At 43.2% G+C, this 18181-nt stretch carries 12 protein-coding genes and 1 pseudogene; 7 read left to right on the forward strand and 6 right to left on the reverse strand.

Going from position 1 to position 18181, the window contains the following annotated elements; translation table 11 throughout:
* Positions 1–394 precede the first annotated feature (394 nt).
* Positions 395–1588 carry an anhydro-N-acetylmuramic acid kinase gene (locus IM676_RS07090; RefSeq protein WP_200989551.1) on the reverse strand — a complete coding sequence of 398 codons (1194 nt, stop codon included), beginning with the start codon at positions 1586–1588 and terminating at the stop codon, positions 395–397.
* Between the two features lie 158 nt (positions 1589–1746).
* Between IM676_RS07090 and IM676_RS07095 the strand changes: the two genes are divergently transcribed.
* Positions 1747–3204 carry a protein adenylyltransferase SelO gene (locus IM676_RS07095; RefSeq protein ID WP_200989552.1) on the forward strand — a complete coding sequence of 486 codons (1458 nt, stop codon included), beginning with the start codon at positions 1747–1749 and terminating at the stop codon, positions 3202–3204.
* Positions 3205–3218: 14 nt separating this feature from the next.
* Here IM676_RS07095 and IM676_RS07100 read toward each other — a convergent pair whose 3' ends face one another.
* Genes IM676_RS07100 through IM676_RS07110 form a run of 3 tightly spaced genes read right to left on the reverse strand, consistent with a single transcriptional unit; the run spans position 3219 to position 6275 of the window.
* Positions 3219–4931 carry an HAD hydrolase family protein gene (locus IM676_RS07100; RefSeq protein WP_200989553.1) on the reverse strand — a complete coding sequence of 571 codons (1713 nt, stop codon included), beginning with the start codon at positions 4929–4931 and terminating at the stop codon, positions 3219–3221.
* Between the two features lie 37 nt (positions 4932–4968).
* Positions 4969–5940 (reverse strand): glycerate kinase, encoded by a 972-nt coding sequence (locus IM676_RS07105; protein ID WP_225880471.1) that lies wholly within the window; start codon positions 5938–5940, stop codon positions 4969–4971.
* A 2-nt stretch (positions 5941–5942) separates the two neighbouring features.
* Positions 5943–6275: a DUF565 domain-containing protein gene (locus tag IM676_RS07110; protein WP_200989554.1), complete on the reverse strand. Its 333-nt coding sequence runs from the start codon at positions 6273–6275 to the stop codon at positions 5943–5945.
* Positions 6276–6381: 106 nt separating this feature from the next.
* On the opposite strand from IM676_RS07110, the gene IM676_RS07115 reads away from it, so the two are divergent.
* A complete protein-coding gene (locus tag IM676_RS07115; protein ID WP_200989555.1) occupies positions 6382–6975 on the forward strand; it encodes a hypothetical protein in 594 nt (197 codons plus the stop codon).
* A 48-nt stretch (positions 6976–7023) separates the two neighbouring features.
* Entirely contained in the window at positions 7024–8871 is a 1848-nt protein-coding gene (locus IM676_RS07120) for an ArnT family glycosyltransferase (protein WP_200989556.1), read from the forward strand.
* On the opposite strand, the gene IM676_RS07125 is transcribed toward IM676_RS07120, so the two are convergent.
* Together IM676_RS07125 and IM676_RS07130 are read right to left on the reverse strand one after the other, a co-directional pair.
* On the reverse strand, positions 8826–12482 hold the full coding sequence (locus IM676_RS07125; protein ID WP_200989557.1) for an ATP-binding protein: 3657 nt from the start codon (positions 12480–12482) through the stop codon (positions 8826–8828). The genes IM676_RS07120 and IM676_RS07125 overlap by 46 nt on opposite strands.
* A 691-nt stretch (positions 12483–13173) precedes the next feature.
* Complete coding sequence (locus IM676_RS07130) at positions 13174–13422, reverse strand: hypothetical protein (RefSeq protein ID WP_200989558.1); 249 nt, start codon at positions 13420–13422, stop codon at positions 13174–13176.
* A 334-nt stretch (positions 13423–13756) separates the two neighbouring features.
* Here IM676_RS07130 and IM676_RS07135 point away from each other — a divergent pair.
* From IM676_RS07135 to IM676_RS07150, 4 genes and pseudogenes are all read left to right on the forward strand, one after another.
* Positions 13757–14143: pseudogene (locus tag IM676_RS07135) on the forward strand (KaiA family protein); the annotation flags it as partial.
* A complete protein-coding gene (gene kaiB, locus IM676_RS07140) occupies positions 14140–14454 on the forward strand; it encodes a circadian clock protein KaiB (RefSeq protein ID WP_200989560.1) in 315 nt (104 codons plus the stop codon). The pseudogene IM676_RS07135 and the gene kaiB, both read left to right, overlap by 4 nt.
* Positions 14455–14540: 86 nt before the next feature.
* On the forward strand, positions 14541–16106 hold the full coding sequence (gene kaiC / locus IM676_RS07145) for a circadian clock protein KaiC (RefSeq protein ID WP_200989561.1): 1566 nt from the start codon (positions 14541–14543) through the stop codon (positions 16104–16106).
* Between the two features lie 99 nt (positions 16107–16205).
* Entirely contained in the window at positions 16206–18101 is a 1896-nt protein-coding gene (locus tag IM676_RS07150) for a TolC family protein (RefSeq protein ID WP_200989562.1), read from the forward strand.
* Positions 18102–18181: the final 80 nt, after the last annotated feature.

Genomic DNA, 18181 nt, shown 5'->3' on the forward strand with positions numbered 1-18181 from the left:
GAGCTGGGGATGATGGGGCGTCAACTTCAACAAACTACCTCATACTCTACTCAGGAATAGTATACCTTTACCAATATCAACTTCAGCCTGAAAAAATAAATTAATTTAACTTTTGCTTACCTACTGAGTGCCAATGCGTAATATTTTACGTATGGGAAAAGCAGCCATCACCTATAGATAACGCCAATATTCCATACAAACATTAGCACCAACTGCCTGACTGGCATAGGTACAAACAAAAGTCAAGGTAATTTATTTACTGTTTGTATGCCTAGGCGTAACAACCCGGCGGTTACTGATTTTTTGACCTAATTGTTAAACCAGTTTTTCTCAATGTCAATCATTCCAATCATACTTTTTATTAATCAACCTGACAACTAAATATAGATTCTCCTTAACAAAGTTTTACATTGGGGGGAAAATGAATTTCGCCCAAGAGTATTTCGCCAGGGGCGCCAGTAGCAGATGGTAAGTTACCGGGAAGCCCCAGCTGTCGCCAGTAGGCTAAAACAGCAAAAGCGATCGCTTCTTTAAAATCAGCATTCAAGCCCACCTGATCCGTAGTCAAGACCGAAACTGATGGCAATAATAACTGTAACCTTTGTTTTAAATACAGATTGCGACTACCTCCACCACACAATAATACCTGCTGGGGCATTTGGGGTAAAAAACTCCGATAACTGTGAGCAATAGACCCAACAGTAAGTTCTGTGAGTGTCGCCAGTAAATCAGCTGGATTGAGTTGGTAGGGTGCTGCATCTTTTAAACACTGCTGTAAATATGCCACACCAAACAGCTCGCGCCCCGTAGACTTAGGCGGGGGTAGATGAAAATAATCTTGCTGTAGCCATTGTTCTACCAATGAGTAGCAAGGAACACCACTAGCCGCCCAATTGCCATTTTCATCATAGGACTGACCACCATCAGTTAAATATTCTACCGCCAAATCCAATAAACTATTTCCCGGACCGGTATCCCAAGCCCGAATTTGGGAAAGCCAATGATCACCACGGGTAGGAATGTAAGTTACATTACCAATTCCACCAATATTTTGAATACAACGGACTTGATCTGAATCACTGAGTAAAAAAGCATCAACTCTGGGTACAAGAGGCGCACCATGACCACCAACATTAATATCCGCGATGCGAAAGTTACTCACAGTGGTAATTCCCGTGAGATGGGCAATTAAAGCACCTCGACCTAATTGCATACTGTAACCTAAAGCAATGTTGGGTGCATCTGTGTGTGCTGGTCGATGGTAAACAGTTTGACCGTGGGAACCAATTAAACTAGCGGGTTGGTAACCAATTTGAATATTTTTAGCAGCTGCAGCAAAAGCAGATGCGATCGCATCGTCTATTGCTGCTAATTCTGCCATAGAAATGGCAACACCCGCCCCCACGGCTAAGATTTTTTCTCTTAACTCAGCTGTGTAGGGATATGTTTGACCGGCGATTAAACCAACCTGCAAATCTAAATCACTACCAGAAATCTCCACCAAAGCAGCATCTATACCATCGACGGAAGTACCGCTAATTAAACCGATCACACGAGTAGGTACAGTCACTGTTTTAGTTGGATGCATTGGGGAGGATTCTGTTATAAATAGTAAAGATGTACTTAATTTATACTACTTTTTCCGAGTGCTGCTGAGTGAAAATGTGAATTGAGTTTCACGCCTAGGCGCAAAGGCGTCAAGGTTCAGATTAGGATAAAAAGTAGAATCAATTAGCCTTTCTCCCAATGAATCTAGCTGAAACGCCCCATCAGGAAAATTCTCACAATCCTTTTCTCACCCTCAACTACGAACCAGCATTAGAATCTTTGGGTGATGACTACTACGACGAGGTAATAGCAGCAGATTTTCCCCAACATATTTTACGCTGGCGCAATGATTCGGTGCTCCCACTGTTAGGGTTAGACCCCCAAAAGGTTACAGACGAAAATTTTATTAACGCCTTTGGTAAATTCCAGGAGCGCAAACCATTATTAGCATTACGTTACCACGGTTATCAGTTTGGTACATATAACCCTGACCTAGGTGACGGTAGAGGCTTTCTCTATGGACAAGTCCGCGGAACTGATGGCCAGTTATACGACTTTGGTACTAAAGGTTCTGGTAAAACACCCTACTCTCGTGGTGGTGATGGAATGCTGACACTTAAAGGCGGAGTCCGAGAAGTTTTAGCAGCAGAAGCATTACACCAATTAGGAGTACGTACCTCTCGCTGTTTGACCATGATTGAAACTGGTTTATCTCTGTGGCGGGGTGATGAACCTTCACCTACACGCTCATCTGTCATGGTCAGAGTTAACAGTTCCCATATTCGATTTGGTACTTTTGAACGTTTGCGTTATTTGCAACGACCAGATTTAACTCAGAAGCTTTTAGACCATGTAATTCAGTATTATTACCCCCATTTACAGCCCGAACCCGATCAATATGTTTTATTTTATGCCGAACTAGTCAAACGGGTGGCGCAACTAGTAGCTCAGTGGATGGCGGCTGGCTTTTGTCATGCAGTCCTCAATACTGACAATATGTCAATTACAGGAGAAAGCTTTGACTATGGCCCTTATGCTTTCATTCCTACTTATGACCCATACTTTACAGCCGCCTATTTCGACTACTATAGACGCTATTGTTATAGTCATCAACCCAGTATTTGTCAATTGAATTTAGAACTGCTTCAGGAACCATTACAAGGAATAATTGACAAAAGGGAAATGGATTCAGCCCTAGGAAAATTCCATAGGTATTATCAAGCTGAATACCGCTCTTTGATGTTGAAAAAGTTGGGTTTTGAGCAGTTAGATTTACCAGCAGCAAATGAACTCTTAAATTTAACAATTGAATTCTTGCAACATAGCCAAGTTGGTTATCACCAATTTTTCTGGGAAATAACCCGGACTTTTACCGCTAAATGGCGAGATGAGCCAGAGATGGTTATGAATGGTGCGGATGTGATCCCGACATCAGGTGCATCTAGTATTTTTGAGAATTGGTGCTTAGTATATCATCAAATTCTCAATTCTCTTGACCGGGAATACATGGATGTAATTGCCCAAACCCTAGTTAATCATAATCCCCAAACGGCTTTATTAAGGCCAGTGATTGAATCAGTTTGGGAACCTATCGCTCAAGAAGATAATTGGCAACCTTTTAATGATTTGTTGCAAAAAATTCAATCAAAAGATTAGTCAAATCACACTACTCAACTAGGAAGAGTATAGCGCTGTTCAATAGCTGTTTTGATGGCATGAAGACTTTGATTAGCTGATATGTCAGTTAATTGCTCCACTGTTTGCGCCGATTCTGCTAAAATCTCATCCTTAATGGCTTCCCGGAACCACTGGGAATAATCTCCCTTGTGGAGGTGATACAACCAAGTTTCATCGTCCACACCCTCAGCCATTTGGATAAATAAACTGAGATTTTGAGCGCGGAGATTTAACTTTTCATCGGGTCCACGAAAGTAAAAACTTCTATCTCTACCTAGTTCACCTTCAGCATATTTACGTATATGGCGGAGTTTCTCAATACGCCCAGGAATGATGCGAAACCGAAATGGGGGGATTTGTTTCTCAAAAAACCAAGCTAATACCTCCCCGGGGTTGAGAGTTTGAGGTGTGAGTTTTGGTACAGCATAACCCATGGTTTGGCAAAATACGCGGATGTTCTGTTCTGGGGATTGACCAATGGTGAAGATAGTATCTACTAAGGACAAGCCAGCAGGTGCTACTTGATCTGGATGAACTGTAATTAGCATGATCCCTTTGAGTTGTTGGGGTAATGCTAGTGTGGCTAAATTCCAGGATGAAGGTATCAAATGATGTGCCTCATCAATGACTATCCAATGAGGGCGACCGGTTCGCGATCGCAATTCTAATAAAAATGGTAGTATTTCGGCAAAAAATGCCGGGCGGTCTTGTAAAGCAATACCCAATAAGTTAACGACAACGTTTTCATGGGGTTTTTCCAGTAAATCCATCACTTCTCCCAGTCTGGGTGAACCTTCTGCATTACCTACAATCACCCCATTGGTAAAGTTTTCATAGTCGCCTTCCGGGTCAATAATGCAAAATTGGTAACCTTGTTCGGTGATGCGTTCCAGTAATGCTGAAGCTAGGGTAGATTTACCGCCCCCAGAAGTCCCAGCTAGTAAAATACTCGCACCGTAAGGATGTATATTCACCTCGACGCCATTTTCTTTCCTCCCCAACAAAATTGTGTGTCGCTGCAACTGCTCATCGATGGCGGATAAATCGGAAGTCAGCAACAAATCAATCAGTTCAATCACCCCATCTCCCCGGGGATCATTGGTGACGAAATCCACACTTTCCATCAGCACCGGTAAAGCATTAGCAACGGCTACAGAACATTCACACAGGTGAAGAAAGGCGTGGTCGTTTTCTGCGTCTCCTACTCCCACAACATTGTGGGGTGAAAACTTCATTTCAGTCAAAGCCGCCATCAGTCCAGTTGCTTTGTTAATTCCTGAAGGTAGCACCATCACCGCACCTTTGTTAAAGATGACTTGTAATTCTAGTCCTAAATCACGGATGGTTTTTAAGACTGTGGTTTCATGGGGATGCCAAGTAGCTACAATAACTTCACCCACTGAGAGTGGGCTAACTTGGCGATCGCTTAATGCTTGAATAAACTCTATGGGTGGCGGTAAGGCTAATGACTTTGATTGACGGGAAGTGGGAGAATATAACACAGCCCCATTTTCTGCCACCACATAGTCAAACAAATCCACAGCCTCAAAAACTTGCAGCAAATCATCTAACTGTCTACCTGTGACTAAAATCAGTTTGCGGCCGGAACTGCGCAGACGGGTGAGTGCTGTGAGGGTGTCGTTGTGTACACGACCATCAGCCGCTATTGTGCCATCATAGTCTGTAGCTAATACAAAGTAACGCATAGACAAAACTCGTATATCTGATCTTAAGATACACAGCCTATACGGCTTTTTTATCCGGCTTTAGAGATACTGCACTGTCCCTTAACTGGGGATAGACTCCCTCCACCCTGTGATCAGAATTAATGGCAATTACTAAGTCAACTCCTGCAGACGATTCCACCAACGGCGTGATGAATAATTGCGGGTGCAGCGATCGCCAAAAATATTTGACAAATTCCTCAACCTGTGCATCTGACATCCCCCCTCTGCCAGTAGCGATCATTTGTTGTTCTGCTTGTTGCCGCCAAGTCAGGGAATAACGGTAATCAGTCGGATATAACACAATTAAACTATCTAATCTTGCCCACAGAGGTAAATAATCACTCAGTCGCTGATTCATGTCACGAGCAAATACTCGCTCCTCCTCTGTAACAATGGGCGGCGGTGCATGATTAAATACATCTGGATGAATTGGCTTTACCCCCACAAACCAACCTTCAAACAGAACAATATCAATATTTTCCACTATTTCTGGGGTAGTGCGATCGCCAGCGCCATTGTATGCCGATTTATCAAAGCGGGGAATACTCACCGGACTTACGCCCTGACGAATTTGATCTAGGACTTTTAAACCTAAATCTAGATCATGGGTTCCTGGAGGGCCCCGCCAAATCAATCGCGGGTCTTGCTCAGTTAAAATCAGGCGCTCATTGTAAGTTTTATATAAATCATCCAAAGATAAACTCACACTCCGATATCCCAACGCCCCCAAAAGCAAACACAGCACCTGACACATTGTGGTTTTACCGGTACCCTGTCCGCCTAAAATTCCCTGAATTAGAGGTCTTCCCAAGGCTTGACGATGGGATGCTAACTTTATGCTCAATGGCAGCCATAAGTCCCACAACAGGGGTAACATTGTTTCTAGTGGTTGATTCAGGTGGGTGTGGCAGAATTGCTCAAAAGTTGGCAGCACACAGTTGAGTAAACTTGCTTTTGTGGGGTTTATTTCAGTTTCCCAAGCATCCATGATTAGGAACCCAGTTTGAAGGACTCGACAAACATACTATATATAAAACCAACCTTGAGAACGTTAAGTGATTCTACCCACAGCGAGGGTTTCGCCAAAAACCTGCGACTATAAAATATTCTGCTGGTCACCTCGGTCAAGACCACAAGAATACCGGCGATGACAATATCTAATGTACCTCTTTGGCCGGCTATGGTAGAAATTGCTGTTCCCAGGAAAAAACCAAAAAAGAAACTAATCAATATTAAGGACAAACGTCGCCAAGGATTTAAGAACCATTGCCCCAAACGCCCAGCAATGGTATCGAATAAATTAGTTAAACGAGTATTTTGCATTAATAACCAGGGTAGTGGGTGGGAAACGGTGACATTTTATAGCTTTAGAGAATAGGCTAGTATTTGGTAAAGCCTAAACAAAATATTATTACTAACCATTATCAACATGAAATTCACAGCATATCGTAACGCTGCTATGACGATTTGTACTTTAGGTCTGCTGGGCTTGATGGTGGGGTGCTGGGAAATAACTGTTTCTTTTGAGCCAGTAAATGAGGATATAAATCTACCTGCTGCTCACATCGCTGATTCTGATGTCATTGGAGTCGCACCTGTACTAGATAAAACAGTGACTTCTACTACCATAAATTACGAAACTACCCAAACCAATAAAATCGGCGATACTTCCATCTTGGCAGCAGATGGTCAAGGCTCAACTGCTCATACCAACAATCAAGGTAGTTTACGCATGAGCAATCAAACAAATCAGCCTGTGCGCCTGGCTTTACTGACGCGACAGCCACAGATGACTACCTCTGTGGTTCCTGCTCATTGGGATTTTGATCCCCAAGAAGGTAGCGCCAAGGGGTTGATTCTGTCCTTACCTGATGAGAATCTAAAGTTGGAACCCGGAGATATTATGGTCGCTTTTGCACAAGACGGTTCTCGCCGTTACTGGGGACCCTATGTAGTCGGGAAAACTTCTTGGCCGCAATGGGACAGGGAAAATCAAGAATGGTTATTGATACTGACTCCTTAATTTCCCATTCGCCACCTTCTACGCCCGAAATAACTACATACATCAATAATGAGGATTAAACTGACTTTTCCTAATACCGTGAAAGACTGGTACAGAAATATATTTACAACTCCCATCTGGGCTGTAACTATACTAATTGTGATTGTTTGGCTGGCTTATGGGTGGAATTTGGGTAGTGTAGGACTGATTGATGAAACAGAGCCACTGTTTGCTGAAGCCTCCCGTCAAATGTTGGTTACAGGTGATTGGATTACCCCCATTTTTAATGGTGAAACTCGTTTTGATAAACCAGCTTTAATTTACTGGTGTCAAGCGATCGCCTATGCCATTATGGGCGTGAATGAGTGGTCAGTGCGGTTACCTTCAGCCATAGCGGCGGTGGGAGTCATCGGGTTAACTTTTTACACCATACACTGGTATTTTGCTCAAAAAGACCGATTAGAGCAGGTTTCACGTCCGATCCGGCGCAACTTTACAGCAATGCTTGCAGCGGCTATGCTAGCACTCAGTCCTGAGATGATTGTCTGGGGAAGAGCCGGCGTCTCAGATATGATGCTGACTGGGTGCATGGCATCAGCATTATTATGTTTTTTTCTAGGGTATGCTAGTCAGGAAGAACCAGAGGCACAATTCCCTGTATCTCTATTCCCCAACTCCTGGTATGTGGCTTGTTACGTCCTCATTGCTGCGGCGATTTTGAGTAAAGGACCCGTAGGAATTGTTTTACCCATACTCATTATTGGCGCCTTTCTGATTTATCTCGGCAACATCCGCCAAGTCTTAAAAGAAATGCGTATCTTTACGGGGATGCTGATTATTTTCGGTTTATCAGCCCCCTGGTATGTCCTGGTAACTTGGCGTAATGGTTGGAATTATATCAATTCTTTTTTTGGCTATCACAATGTAGAACGTTTTACAGAAGTCGTTAATGGTCACTCCGCTCCTTGGTATTTCTACTTTGTAGTAGTATTGCTGGGATTTGCACCTTACTCAGTGTATTTACCCATGGCAATGGCTAGCACCAAATTTTGGCAGCGATCGCACTGGCGACATTGCCAAGAGCGCTCTCAACAATTGGGTTTATTTGCCTGTATCTGGTTTATTGCTATCTTTGGGTTTTTTAATATTGCTGTCACTAAACTTCCCAGTTATGTATTGCCTTTAATGCCCGCCATAGCTATTTTAATAGCCTTAGTATGGAGTGATTTTTTACCCGCTAACAAGTCAGATCTGCCCTGTGCCTCTGCTTTTCTCAAAATCAGTCTGTGGAATAACGTGATTTTAGCCACAGTATTTGCAGTGGCACTATTTCAGATCAGTCATTTAATGGATCATAACTCAGTTGTACCCGGCTTCCGCCTACTGCTTCAAAACGCGGGTTTACCAACACTAGGGGGATTGATTTGGTTTGCGGGGGCCCTACTCCTTGGCGCTTTAATAATTAGTCGCCATTGGCACAGTATTATTACGGCAAATTTACTAATTTTTACAGCCACCTTGGTCATTGTCTTAATGCCAGCCTTATTCTTGATGGATCAACAACGTCAGCAGCCTTTACGGGAATTATCAGCTCTGGTAATGGCACAAGAACATATGTCTATGGCTGGGTTACCCAAGCTATCAGATGAGGAATTAGTTATGGTGGGCTTCAAAAAGCCAAGCGTAGTATTTTATACTCGAAAACCTGTAAATTATATTTACCAGCCCCCAGATGCTGTGGACTATATTCAAAATCGAACTGCTCAGGCAGAAAAACCGCCTTCAATGTTGGTCATAGCTTCACAAAAAGACTTGGTTAAAATGAACTTGCCACCGGATAGTTACGATATTTTAGACACTAGAGAAAGTTATCAGTTAATTCGAGTTTCTTTGTCTGCTTTTAAACCCAAGGCTTGATTAATTTCCGCCAATAAATCTTCCATGGATATGGAACGAGGCAAAATCTCAGGGGCAATGTGTTCTTTTTGAGACACTATCCCCACCACAAACTGTGCTAATTCACTCGTTAGGTTTTCAGTTGCCATCAAGCTATTGTAAGATTTTTCTGTCAGAGACTCCCTAGGGCTGTAACTTAATCGCTGGTCAATGATCAAAATCGGTGGCAAATGTAAAGGTAACTCTGCTAATGCTGTTAACTCCTCTAGCACCTCTTGCGGAACAGAAGAATCTCCTAAGCAAATCAGCAGTAAATCAACGCTTTGGTGGCGAATTTGTTGTATGACTTCTGCCCAGGAACGACTCATTGAGGCTTTCAATCCAGCAGTTTGTAAGTACTGGATTAAAGCTTGAAACCACTCAGAACCACGTCTGGTTACACCCTGCAAGCTATGGTCACTGTCGTGATTGGGTGAATATTTGGCAATTGTTTCATCAACCTTTACAGGTGTGCTCCCAACTTGTGCTATGTCAGGGTATGGCCGCACCCCGCCGCCGTAGTCCAGCATGGTTAAATCTACCACTAGGATACTGGGTGGGCAGCAGATACCAGATGCAATTTGTAAGACAGATAATAAAGCATCTTTGCTATCCCCAGGGTTGTCTTGTTCTGGCGACAATTGTCTCAAGTAAGGAAACACCGACAAACCAGGTATTTGGGAAGCAGCTAGAGTAGTTGCTACATCACAAGTAACCAGTGGAATATTGGCCAATATGGGATGTTGAGCTAACTCTTCTAGGTAAGTTTGTGCCAAGGCACCTTCCACATCTAGTAAAATTACATCGAACTGCCAAACCTGTGCCAAGAGTTCAGCCTGATCTAAATCATCTACTTCTATCACCCGATGTTCTCGCAATGAAGGGTGGGGTTTCACTGTGTCTAAATTCTGTTCTACTAACCTGAGAATTCTCAGTGGAGTTATGGTTGGGGTGATTTGATCATTGTTTAACTGTGACTTTTTGGTTGCAGGTTGAGTACACAAGTTTTCTAACAGTGGTACTAGAGCCTGATCCTGAACTGGTAGGTTGAGGAAACCATTACCACCATGGGCAAATACTTGCTCTTTTTCCGCTCCTGTGGCTGTGACTATGACAGGAATCTCTTTAATTGCAACATCAGATTTCAATAAGGTCAGGACATCCCAACCTGACAATAGGGGTAATAAGGGGTTTAAGAAGATCACTTTGGGTTGCAAGCGGCGAGCTTTCTCTACTGCTTCTGTTCCTGAGCGAGCAATGACGACGCGATAACCCAAACCTTTAAGCTTATCAGTCAAATCTTCGATATATCGGGCTACTGCTTCCACTACTAGCACTAACCTTTGTGAGCTAGTGGGTTGATGTTGGGTAGTTGTGGCCACGTGCCGGCGTGCTAAGATTTCTCTGGCAGACCCTGGGGGAACGGCGTTACCCCTAACTCCACAGCTGCTAACTTCTGGTGTTTGAGGAGTTGGTATCTGGCTATGTTCTTTGATTCCTATCTCTGGTTCACTCAGTCCTGTTGTGGGCGGACTTGGGGGGAGTAGTAATGTAAATTGGCTACCTTTGCCTTCACGAGATAGGAAGCTGACATCACCCCCGTGAAGACGAGCTAAAGCCCTGGTTAAAACTAACCCCAGACCAGTACCTTCAAATTGGCGCGTCAGGGGATTTTCTAGCTGTTGGAATTTTTGGAAGATTAAATGTTGCTGATGTTCGGGAATTCCAATACCTGTATCCCAGACAGTAAAGGCAATCCAGCCTTCCCAACGACTTACCCGCAAACCAATTTCCCCAGAGTTTTCTGTGAACTTAAAGGCGTTGGAAAGTAGGTGTACTAGCATCTGCCGCAAGCGCAATTCATCCGCTACTATCTCGTCTAAATCTGGCTCTATGAGGATGGCTAATTGGGGTATGGAATTGGCTACTGGGGTGGCTTTAGCTTTGATGGTTTGAGTGTGAATCGCTTTGGCTTCTGTGATGGCGCGATCGCACACTGCACGAATTTTCACCGGTACAAGGGCTAAATCCATCTGTCCGGTTTCCATGCGGGTTAAATCTAAAATGTCATTAACTACACTCATCAAATGTCGTCCGCTTTGATGAATCAGTCCCGCATAACGGGCTTGACGCTCGTTGAGTTCACCCAACTGCTGATCTACCAGTAACCGCGACAATCCCAAAACCGCAGTTAGAGGAGTCTTGAGTTCATGACTAATACAAGCTAAAAACTCATCTTTTAATCGATTCAATTGGATGAGGTCAGCATTTTTGGCAGCTAGTTCTTTATATATTTGCTGCTGTTCGGTGACATCAGTAGCTAATACTAAACATAGGTGATTACTTCCTTGGATCCCAAGATTAGCCTCAGTTTGCTGACAGTTCAATTCTGGGAGATTTAGTTCTTGGGAGATCAGTTCTGATTTGTGATGATCTAAGATAATTTTGGCAAACTGCCAAATCCGCTCGCTACCATTGTGCACCTCCACAACACAGGTGCAAGTACCCATCTGGCTATCCAAAAAGCAGTGATTGGATTTATTCTTGCTGGCGGTTGACTGCTTACTCTGGGCAGCTTGCCTAGCAGATGCTCCGCAAATGCTATTGTCTAAGCTATGTGTCGGCAAAGGTGAATATCCCCCTACTGGCGGAGGTTCATTCCCTGACACCAAGGTCTGTTCTGTAGAATCAGATTCACCGGGATGCTCATTGTCTTGAGTAGACATTCTCCTAGCTTGAGTGTACTCTGTAGGGGGTTTTCTGTCTGGGGAGGTTAGTATTGCTTCCACTTGATCCCGAATACCTTCTGGATCTTTCAATACTCCTAATTGCTCCCACCAAGCCGGATTTTGAGCTACTATTTCACCTGTTCCAGTTTGCAGCATTAACGGCCATGGCAGTATTTCTAATAGCTGCACTAGTGATTTTTGTGCTGAGTGATATTGATTTTTTCTCCCCGATCTGGCCATGGCTTCTCCACGTAAGCAATCCCGCAGTGCTGGCAGCAATCGCGGCTGTCCGGCTTTGCATTCCGCCATTCTCCGGGCAGATCGCCAGTGAGTTTTGCTTATTTTTCTAGAGGTGTTAGCATGGTTTCTGGAGGTGTTTTTGGGGGTTCTCTTACCTGGGTCTGAACATTGACTGCTACTAGAATCAAAAGCCAATTTTTCTTGAGCTAATACTCTTAAGACTCGTGAGCTATTCAGCAGTCCTAAAAATTTCCCTTCCTGATCAATCAGTGCCCAATCTAAGTTATTTTTGTTTCCCGTCCTGTGGTCAGGCCAAAGTAACTCTAATTGCTCTAGATAGTAAGTTGCTGGTAATGTCTTGAGTGAGTCGATTATCCCTTGCTCCCAGCTTGACAATGGCTGTTGCCAGTCTAAAACTTGCTCTTCACTGCCTACTGCCAATAATTTTTGTGTTAAGCGGGCAGAGTGCACCAATCCTAAGGGGTGTTGTTGCTGATTTACTACTACCAGGCGATCGCACTGCTCTTGCTCAAAAATCTCCAGCACCATAGCCAGAGTACTTGTTTCTAGGCAGCTGGGTACCTTGGCGAGAAAGTGATAAAGCGGGTACTGTAACATTGACATAAGGAACCTTAGGGGTCATTCTTCTTTGTGTAAGCTTGCCGCTTCACCATCGGCACTTCGGCAAAAAGTATTGGAGAAGCAAAGCAATAATATTCAGAAGAATCATTTCACGGATTCTTTTTACAGTTTCAATGCCAGACAAGGAGGAAAGCCATTCCCCCTGTACTAACGACAAGGTTCTTAAAAGACAAGACATATGGGATTGACTCGTTGCCCTGGTCACTCTTAGTTCTAGGTGAATATCCTTCTCAGTTTCCTACTGGTGTTGAAACTGCTCTGCAATAGTGACAACTAAAACAATTATCAGGCCAAAGATTCGCTAATAAACCTTGAGGAATTATAATGATTTAGAATGTGAAGATACTTTGAGTTAATTTAAGTATCTATTACAAGGAGTCAGAACCCCACCTGTCAATCCGGAAGATAGACAAATTCCTCATCTGGGGATTTCGTCTTGACTGACTGGGTTTAAGGGACAGTTTTCCAGACACGCCTTGCTATGCTCCCGCTATTTCCCTGTTACCTCATGCCAACTATGGCACATCCTGACAGGGGGTCAGGCAATGTAGTTTACCTAGTTACTAAACTTCAACTGTCTTGGTAACTAACATTACCGGAGTATGAGGGAGTTATCACCATCCAGGGAAATGCATCAGGACTACTTTTCCCACCGACAAAGGCTAACCTTGAGTCAATTCCCCCCACCTCTGTGCCCACAACGGACAGTTAGCCCTTGTTCATCGATGTCAGGGTAACCACGACCCGGATGTTCTAGTAAAACAACTTTACCCATACATGAGGAAATATACATAAGTCTATGCTCAACTAATTCATGTATCTTGACTAAAAAACCAGACTTCATCAATAAACTACGAATCCCCACCACTGATTGCAGTGTATCTGGTGGACTTGAGGTTAATATGATGTTGATAGCAGGCATTCTCTCAACGAGAAATGACCACTTGAATACACAACTAGGCATAAAGTCAAAAGTGTGATTCACATCTAATATAGATATTCCCAAGATGATCATATATCAGTATAAGGATATCTCAGTATATAGATGATGATACTACTACTAATATTGATTTTTCCACTGCCAAAAATTAGATCATCCGGCTCAACTAGCCATTCAAGTCCAGTTGAGCGGGCAGATTAGGCATTTTAACTATGACAGCACAGACTAACTACTTTGCCCCCAGAGTAGAACTACTACCACTGTTAAAACTTACTACCTACTGACGTGATGGTGACAATATCTTAATAAAAATTTTACTAATAAACATTTTGATGTATTTCCATGTCAGAAGCACAAACCACAGCACTTCTTTCAGCAGATGAATCAAGTAGATCGGCAGGTATTGTTACAACAACTCAAATCAGATTACCGCCATATTCTTCTCAATTACTTCACCCCAGACAAAACTCTGAAAGAACAAATCGATAAATTTATCAATGCAGTATTTTGTGCTAATATTCCTGTGCCACAAATCCTTGAATTTCATATGGAATTAATTGAAGACTTTTCCATACAACTAAAGCTAGAAGGAAGGAGTGACGAAATATTACTTGATTACCGCCTAGCACTAATAGATATCCTTGCTCACCTATGTGAACATTATAGATGTTCAATCTCTAAAGAGAGTAAATTATTCAGATGAATCAAACCAAAAAAACCTATGTGCTCAAGCTTTATGTAGCTGGTAACACACCTAACTCTGTTCGAGCCTTAAAAATACTTAAAAATATTTTAGAGCAAGAATTTCAAGGAGTTTATGCCTTAAAAGTAATTGATGTACTAACTAACCCCCAGCTAGCCGAAGAAGATAAAATCTTAGCCACTCCAACATTATCTAAAATTTTGCCCCCACCCGTTCGCAAAATCATTGGTGATCTATCCGACAGAGAAAGAGTATTAATTGGATTAGACCTACTTTATGAAGAACTGGGCGAAGAGTATTGGGAAGAATAAACAAATTGTCATCATAAAAATTTGCTCACAAATAACCAATTTTAGTAATATAAAAAACGGGTATAAGACCCATCTCTTAGTAAGCAATGAGCGCAAAAGACCAAGCAACGCCAAACAACACCCCCTTAGTTGGTGTAGAAAAGATTCGCACGATGATCGAGGGCTTTGACGACATTAGCCACGGAGGTTTACCTATTGGTAGAACTACTTTAGTTAGTGGTACATCCGGCACCGGTAAAACCTTGTTGTCACTGCAATTTCTCTATAACGGTATTACCCAATTTGATCAAGCCGGTGTATTTGTCACCTTTGAAGAATCCCCCAGTGACATTATTAAAAATGCAGAAATTTTCGGTTGGAATTTACAACAGCTAATTGAAGAAGGTAAGTTATTTATTCTGGATGCTTCACCTGATCCCGAAGGTCAAGATATCGTAGGTAACTTTGACCTTTCGGCTCTGATTGAGCGTTTGCAATATGCAATTCGCAAATACAAAGCCCAAAGAGTATCAATTGACTCCATCACAGCCGTATTTCAGCAGTATGAAGCCATGGGAGTAGTGCGGCGGGAGATTTTCCGCCTTGTAGCCCGTCTCAAGCAACTGCACGTTACAACTATAATTACTACTGAACGTAGCGAGGAATATGGTTCTGTTGCTTCATTTGGAGTAGAAGAATTTGTTTCCGACAATGTAGTAATTGTCCGTAACGTTTTAGAAGGAGAACGGCGGCGCCGCACAATTGAAATTCTCAAATTGCGTGGTACAACTCACATGAAAGGGGAATATCCTTTTACAATTACCAATGCAGGAATTAATATTTTTCCCTTGGGAGCCATGCGCTTAACCCAACGCTCCTCTAATATCAGAGTATCCTCTGGAGTAGAGACCCTAGATAAAATGTGTGGGGGTGGTTTCTTTAAAGATTCTATTATTTTGGCAACGGGAGCTACCGGGACTGGTAAAACTTTATTGGTCAGTAAATTTTTGCAAGATGGCTGCATCAACGGTGAACAGGCAATATTATTTGCTTATGAAGAATCACGGGCCCAACTATCTCGTAATGCTTACTCTTGGGGAATTGATTTTGAAGACTTAGAACGTCAAGGGTTACTGAAAATAATTTGTACCTATCCTGAATCAACTGGTTTAGAAGACCACTTGCAAATTATTAAATCAGAAATTGCCATGTTTAAGCCATCTCGCATTGCCATTGACTCCCTGTCAGCATTAGCCAGAGGAGTCAGCAATAATGCATTTCGGCAGTTTGTCATTGGTGTGACTGGTTATGCGAAACAAGAAGAAATCACTGGTTTTTTTACGAACACAACTGACCAATTTCTGGGATCACATTCGATTACTGACTCCCATATTTCCACAATTACTGACACAATTTTGATGTTACAGTACGTGGAAATTCGGGGGGAAATGTCACGGGCAATAAATGTATTTAAAATGCGAGGTTCCTGGCACGATAAAGGTATCCGTGAGTACAACATTACTGCTGACGGTCCGGAAATTAAAGATTCTTTCCGTAACTACGAACGAATTATTAGTGGTGCGCCTACCCGCGTTAGTATCGATGAAAAGGCGGAACTATCTCGTATAGTGCAACGTTTTGACAACAAACCGAACTCCGACTCCCCAATTTAGTGTCGTGGTATATCCATACCTAAATTGAGGATCGTGCTATATTCTGCTGATAAGATGGGTTTTCTGCCCCTAATCTTGATTTTCGTGTGAGGGGATGCGGTGAAAGGACAATATTTATTTTATAGTTTCTTACCTGGCGTCACAGCAGCAGTATTAACAACCCAAACTGCTTTGGCGACAACAGTCAACGGTATACCAATTGCTTCTTCCTCTGGGGTCTTGACCTTTCCTGATAGTCAAACCTGGTTGGGAGCAAATATTAATACCCAAATGCCTGATAGTAAATCTCCCGGAGATTTACTATCAGAATCTCAGTTAACTAGACTAGAATTACACTCTTCAAGTAGTAAGAATAACCCAGCTATCTCGATCCAACCAACAGCGACTGGTATAGGGAACAAATTCCCTGTACCAAATCTGCTAGGGGTAAGAGGATCAACAACATTATTGGGGGTACATGGTTGTTCAGCTATTAGTGGTTGTCTACCTCCATCAAGAAGTAGGAACTTGATAGCTGGGAGTTATCCATCTGCTAGCAACACCAACTCAGGATTGGTAAATACTGCTGGGATCTTAACTTTTCCCTCACCACAAACTGAGTATGTTGCACCTGCAACCACCGGAGAAAATATCACACCAGTGGAAAAGGTGGAATTTGCCCCTACTAATGGCGTGGAAATTCCTGATTACCTAACTCCTAGTCCCAACCTCCTGCAATTTCCTACTAAACCAGAGGAAGTAAGATTGGAAACTAATCAGCCGATTAGTTTGGCACAGGCCTTAGAACTAGCAAGGCGCAACAATCGAGATTTACAGGTGTCTATATTGGAGCTAGAACGAGCCCAAGCCGCCCTACGCCAGGAGCAAGCTGCTTTGTTACCTAATCTGGGTCTTACTGCTGATGTCAGTCGCGGCCGGTCTGCTGGAGACCAGCTAGGGTTTAAAAGAGGACAACGACCAGAACCCGAAGCTAATACGAATTTCACAGGCGAAGCTCAACTGAGCTATGACCTATTTACCTCCGGAAGAAGGCAAGCTACCATTAAACAGGCTGAGGAACAGGTAAGGTTAAGTGAGTTGGCCGTAGAGCGCCAATCGGAAGAAATTCGCTTGAACGTGGCTACGGAATACTACAATTTGCAACAGGCAGATGAACGAGTACGCATTGCCCAATCTGCGGTAGAAAATTCCCAAGCTAGTTTACGAGATGCACAAGCTTTAGAAAGGGCTGGGGTGGGTACGCGATTTGATGTTTTGCAATCCCAAGTTAATTTGGCTAATTCCCAGCAAGAACTGACTAATGCTCGCTCCCAGCAGGAAATCGCCCGTCGCATTCTGGCGACTCGCCTAAGTGTGCCACAATCGATAAATCTGACTGCAGCCGATCCGGTGCAATTAGCTGGTCTGTGGAACAAAGACTTAGAAACTAGTATTATTTTAGCATTTCAAAATCGTCCAGAATTGCAACAGCAATTGGCACAACGTAATATCAGTGAACAACAGCGACGGGGAGCACTTGCAGCCCTCGGTCCGCAAGTTAGCTTCATTGCTAGTTATAACCTGCTAGATCAATTTGATGATGGTGTGAGCGTTACCGATGGTTACTCTGTGGGAGTCAGGGCGAGCTTAAATTTGTACGATGGTGGAGCCGCCAGAGCTAGGGCTGCTCAGGCCCAAACTAATGTAGCGATCGCGGAAACTCTATTTAGTGAACAGCGCAACCAAATCCGCTTTCAGGTAGAACAAGCTTTTTCTACCCAGCGAGCTAGTTTGGAAAATGTCCAGACTGCTAATGCTGCTTTAGAACAGGCTAGAGAGGCTCTGCGTTTGGCTCGGTTGAGATTCCAAGCCGGTGTAGGTACTCAAACTGATGTGATTAACTCCGAAAACGACTTAACAAGAGCTGAAGGTAATCGGATTACAGCTATTTTAGATTACAATCGCGCTTTGGCTCAGTTACAACGAGCCGTCACCACCAGGGCCTTAGCTGAGTAAATTCAACAAAAAACTTGTGGTATCTTGCTGACAAGCCCCCCGAATCAATCTGGGGGCTGTTCTTCCCCTATCATTGACCC

Source organism: Anabaenopsis elenkinii CCIBt3563, assembly GCF_015245355.1.
In the GTDB taxonomy this organism is placed as follows: Bacteria; Cyanobacteriota; Cyanobacteriia; order Cyanobacteriales; family Nostocaceae; genus Anabaenopsis; species Anabaenopsis elenkinii.

What these genes read in the sequence shown, in the direction of transcription:
- IM676_RS07115 (WP_200989555.1), top strand. Translation starts at nt 6,382, where the DNA reads ATGAAATTCACAGCATATCGTAACGCTGCTATGACGATTTGTACTTTA.
- IM676_RS07105 (WP_225880471.1), bottom strand. Translation starts at nt 5,940, where the DNA reads ATGGATGCTTGGGAAACTGAAATAAACCCCACAAAAGCAAGTTTACTC.
- IM676_RS07110 (WP_200989554.1), bottom strand. Translation starts at nt 6,275, where the DNA reads ATGCAAAATACTCGTTTAACTAATTTATTCGATACCATTGCTGGGCGT.
- IM676_RS07120 (WP_200989556.1), top strand. Translation starts at nt 7,024, where the DNA reads ATGAGGATTAAACTGACTTTTCCTAATACCGTGAAAGACTGGTACAGA.
- IM676_RS07100 (WP_200989553.1), bottom strand. Translation starts at nt 4,931, where the DNA reads ATGCGTTACTTTGTATTAGCTACAGACTATGATGGCACAATAGCGGCT.
- IM676_RS07095 (WP_200989552.1), top strand. Translation starts at nt 1,747, where the DNA reads ATGAATCTAGCTGAAACGCCCCATCAGGAAAATTCTCACAATCCTTTT.
- kaiC (WP_200989561.1), top strand. Translation starts at nt 14,541, where the DNA reads ATGAGCGCAAAAGACCAAGCAACGCCAAACAACACCCCCTTAGTTGGT.
- IM676_RS07130 (WP_200989558.1), bottom strand. Translation starts at nt 13,422, where the DNA reads ATGCCTGCTATCAACATCATATTAACCTCAAGTCCACCAGATACACTG.
- IM676_RS07090 (WP_200989551.1), bottom strand. Translation starts at nt 1,588, where the DNA reads ATGCATCCAACTAAAACAGTGACTGTACCTACTCGTGTGATCGGTTTA.
- kaiB (WP_200989560.1), top strand. Translation starts at nt 14,140, where the DNA reads ATGAATCAAACCAAAAAAACCTATGTGCTCAAGCTTTATGTAGCTGGT.
- IM676_RS07125 (WP_200989557.1), bottom strand. Translation starts at nt 12,482, where the DNA reads ATGTCAATGTTACAGTACCCGCTTTATCACTTTCTCGCCAAGGTACCC.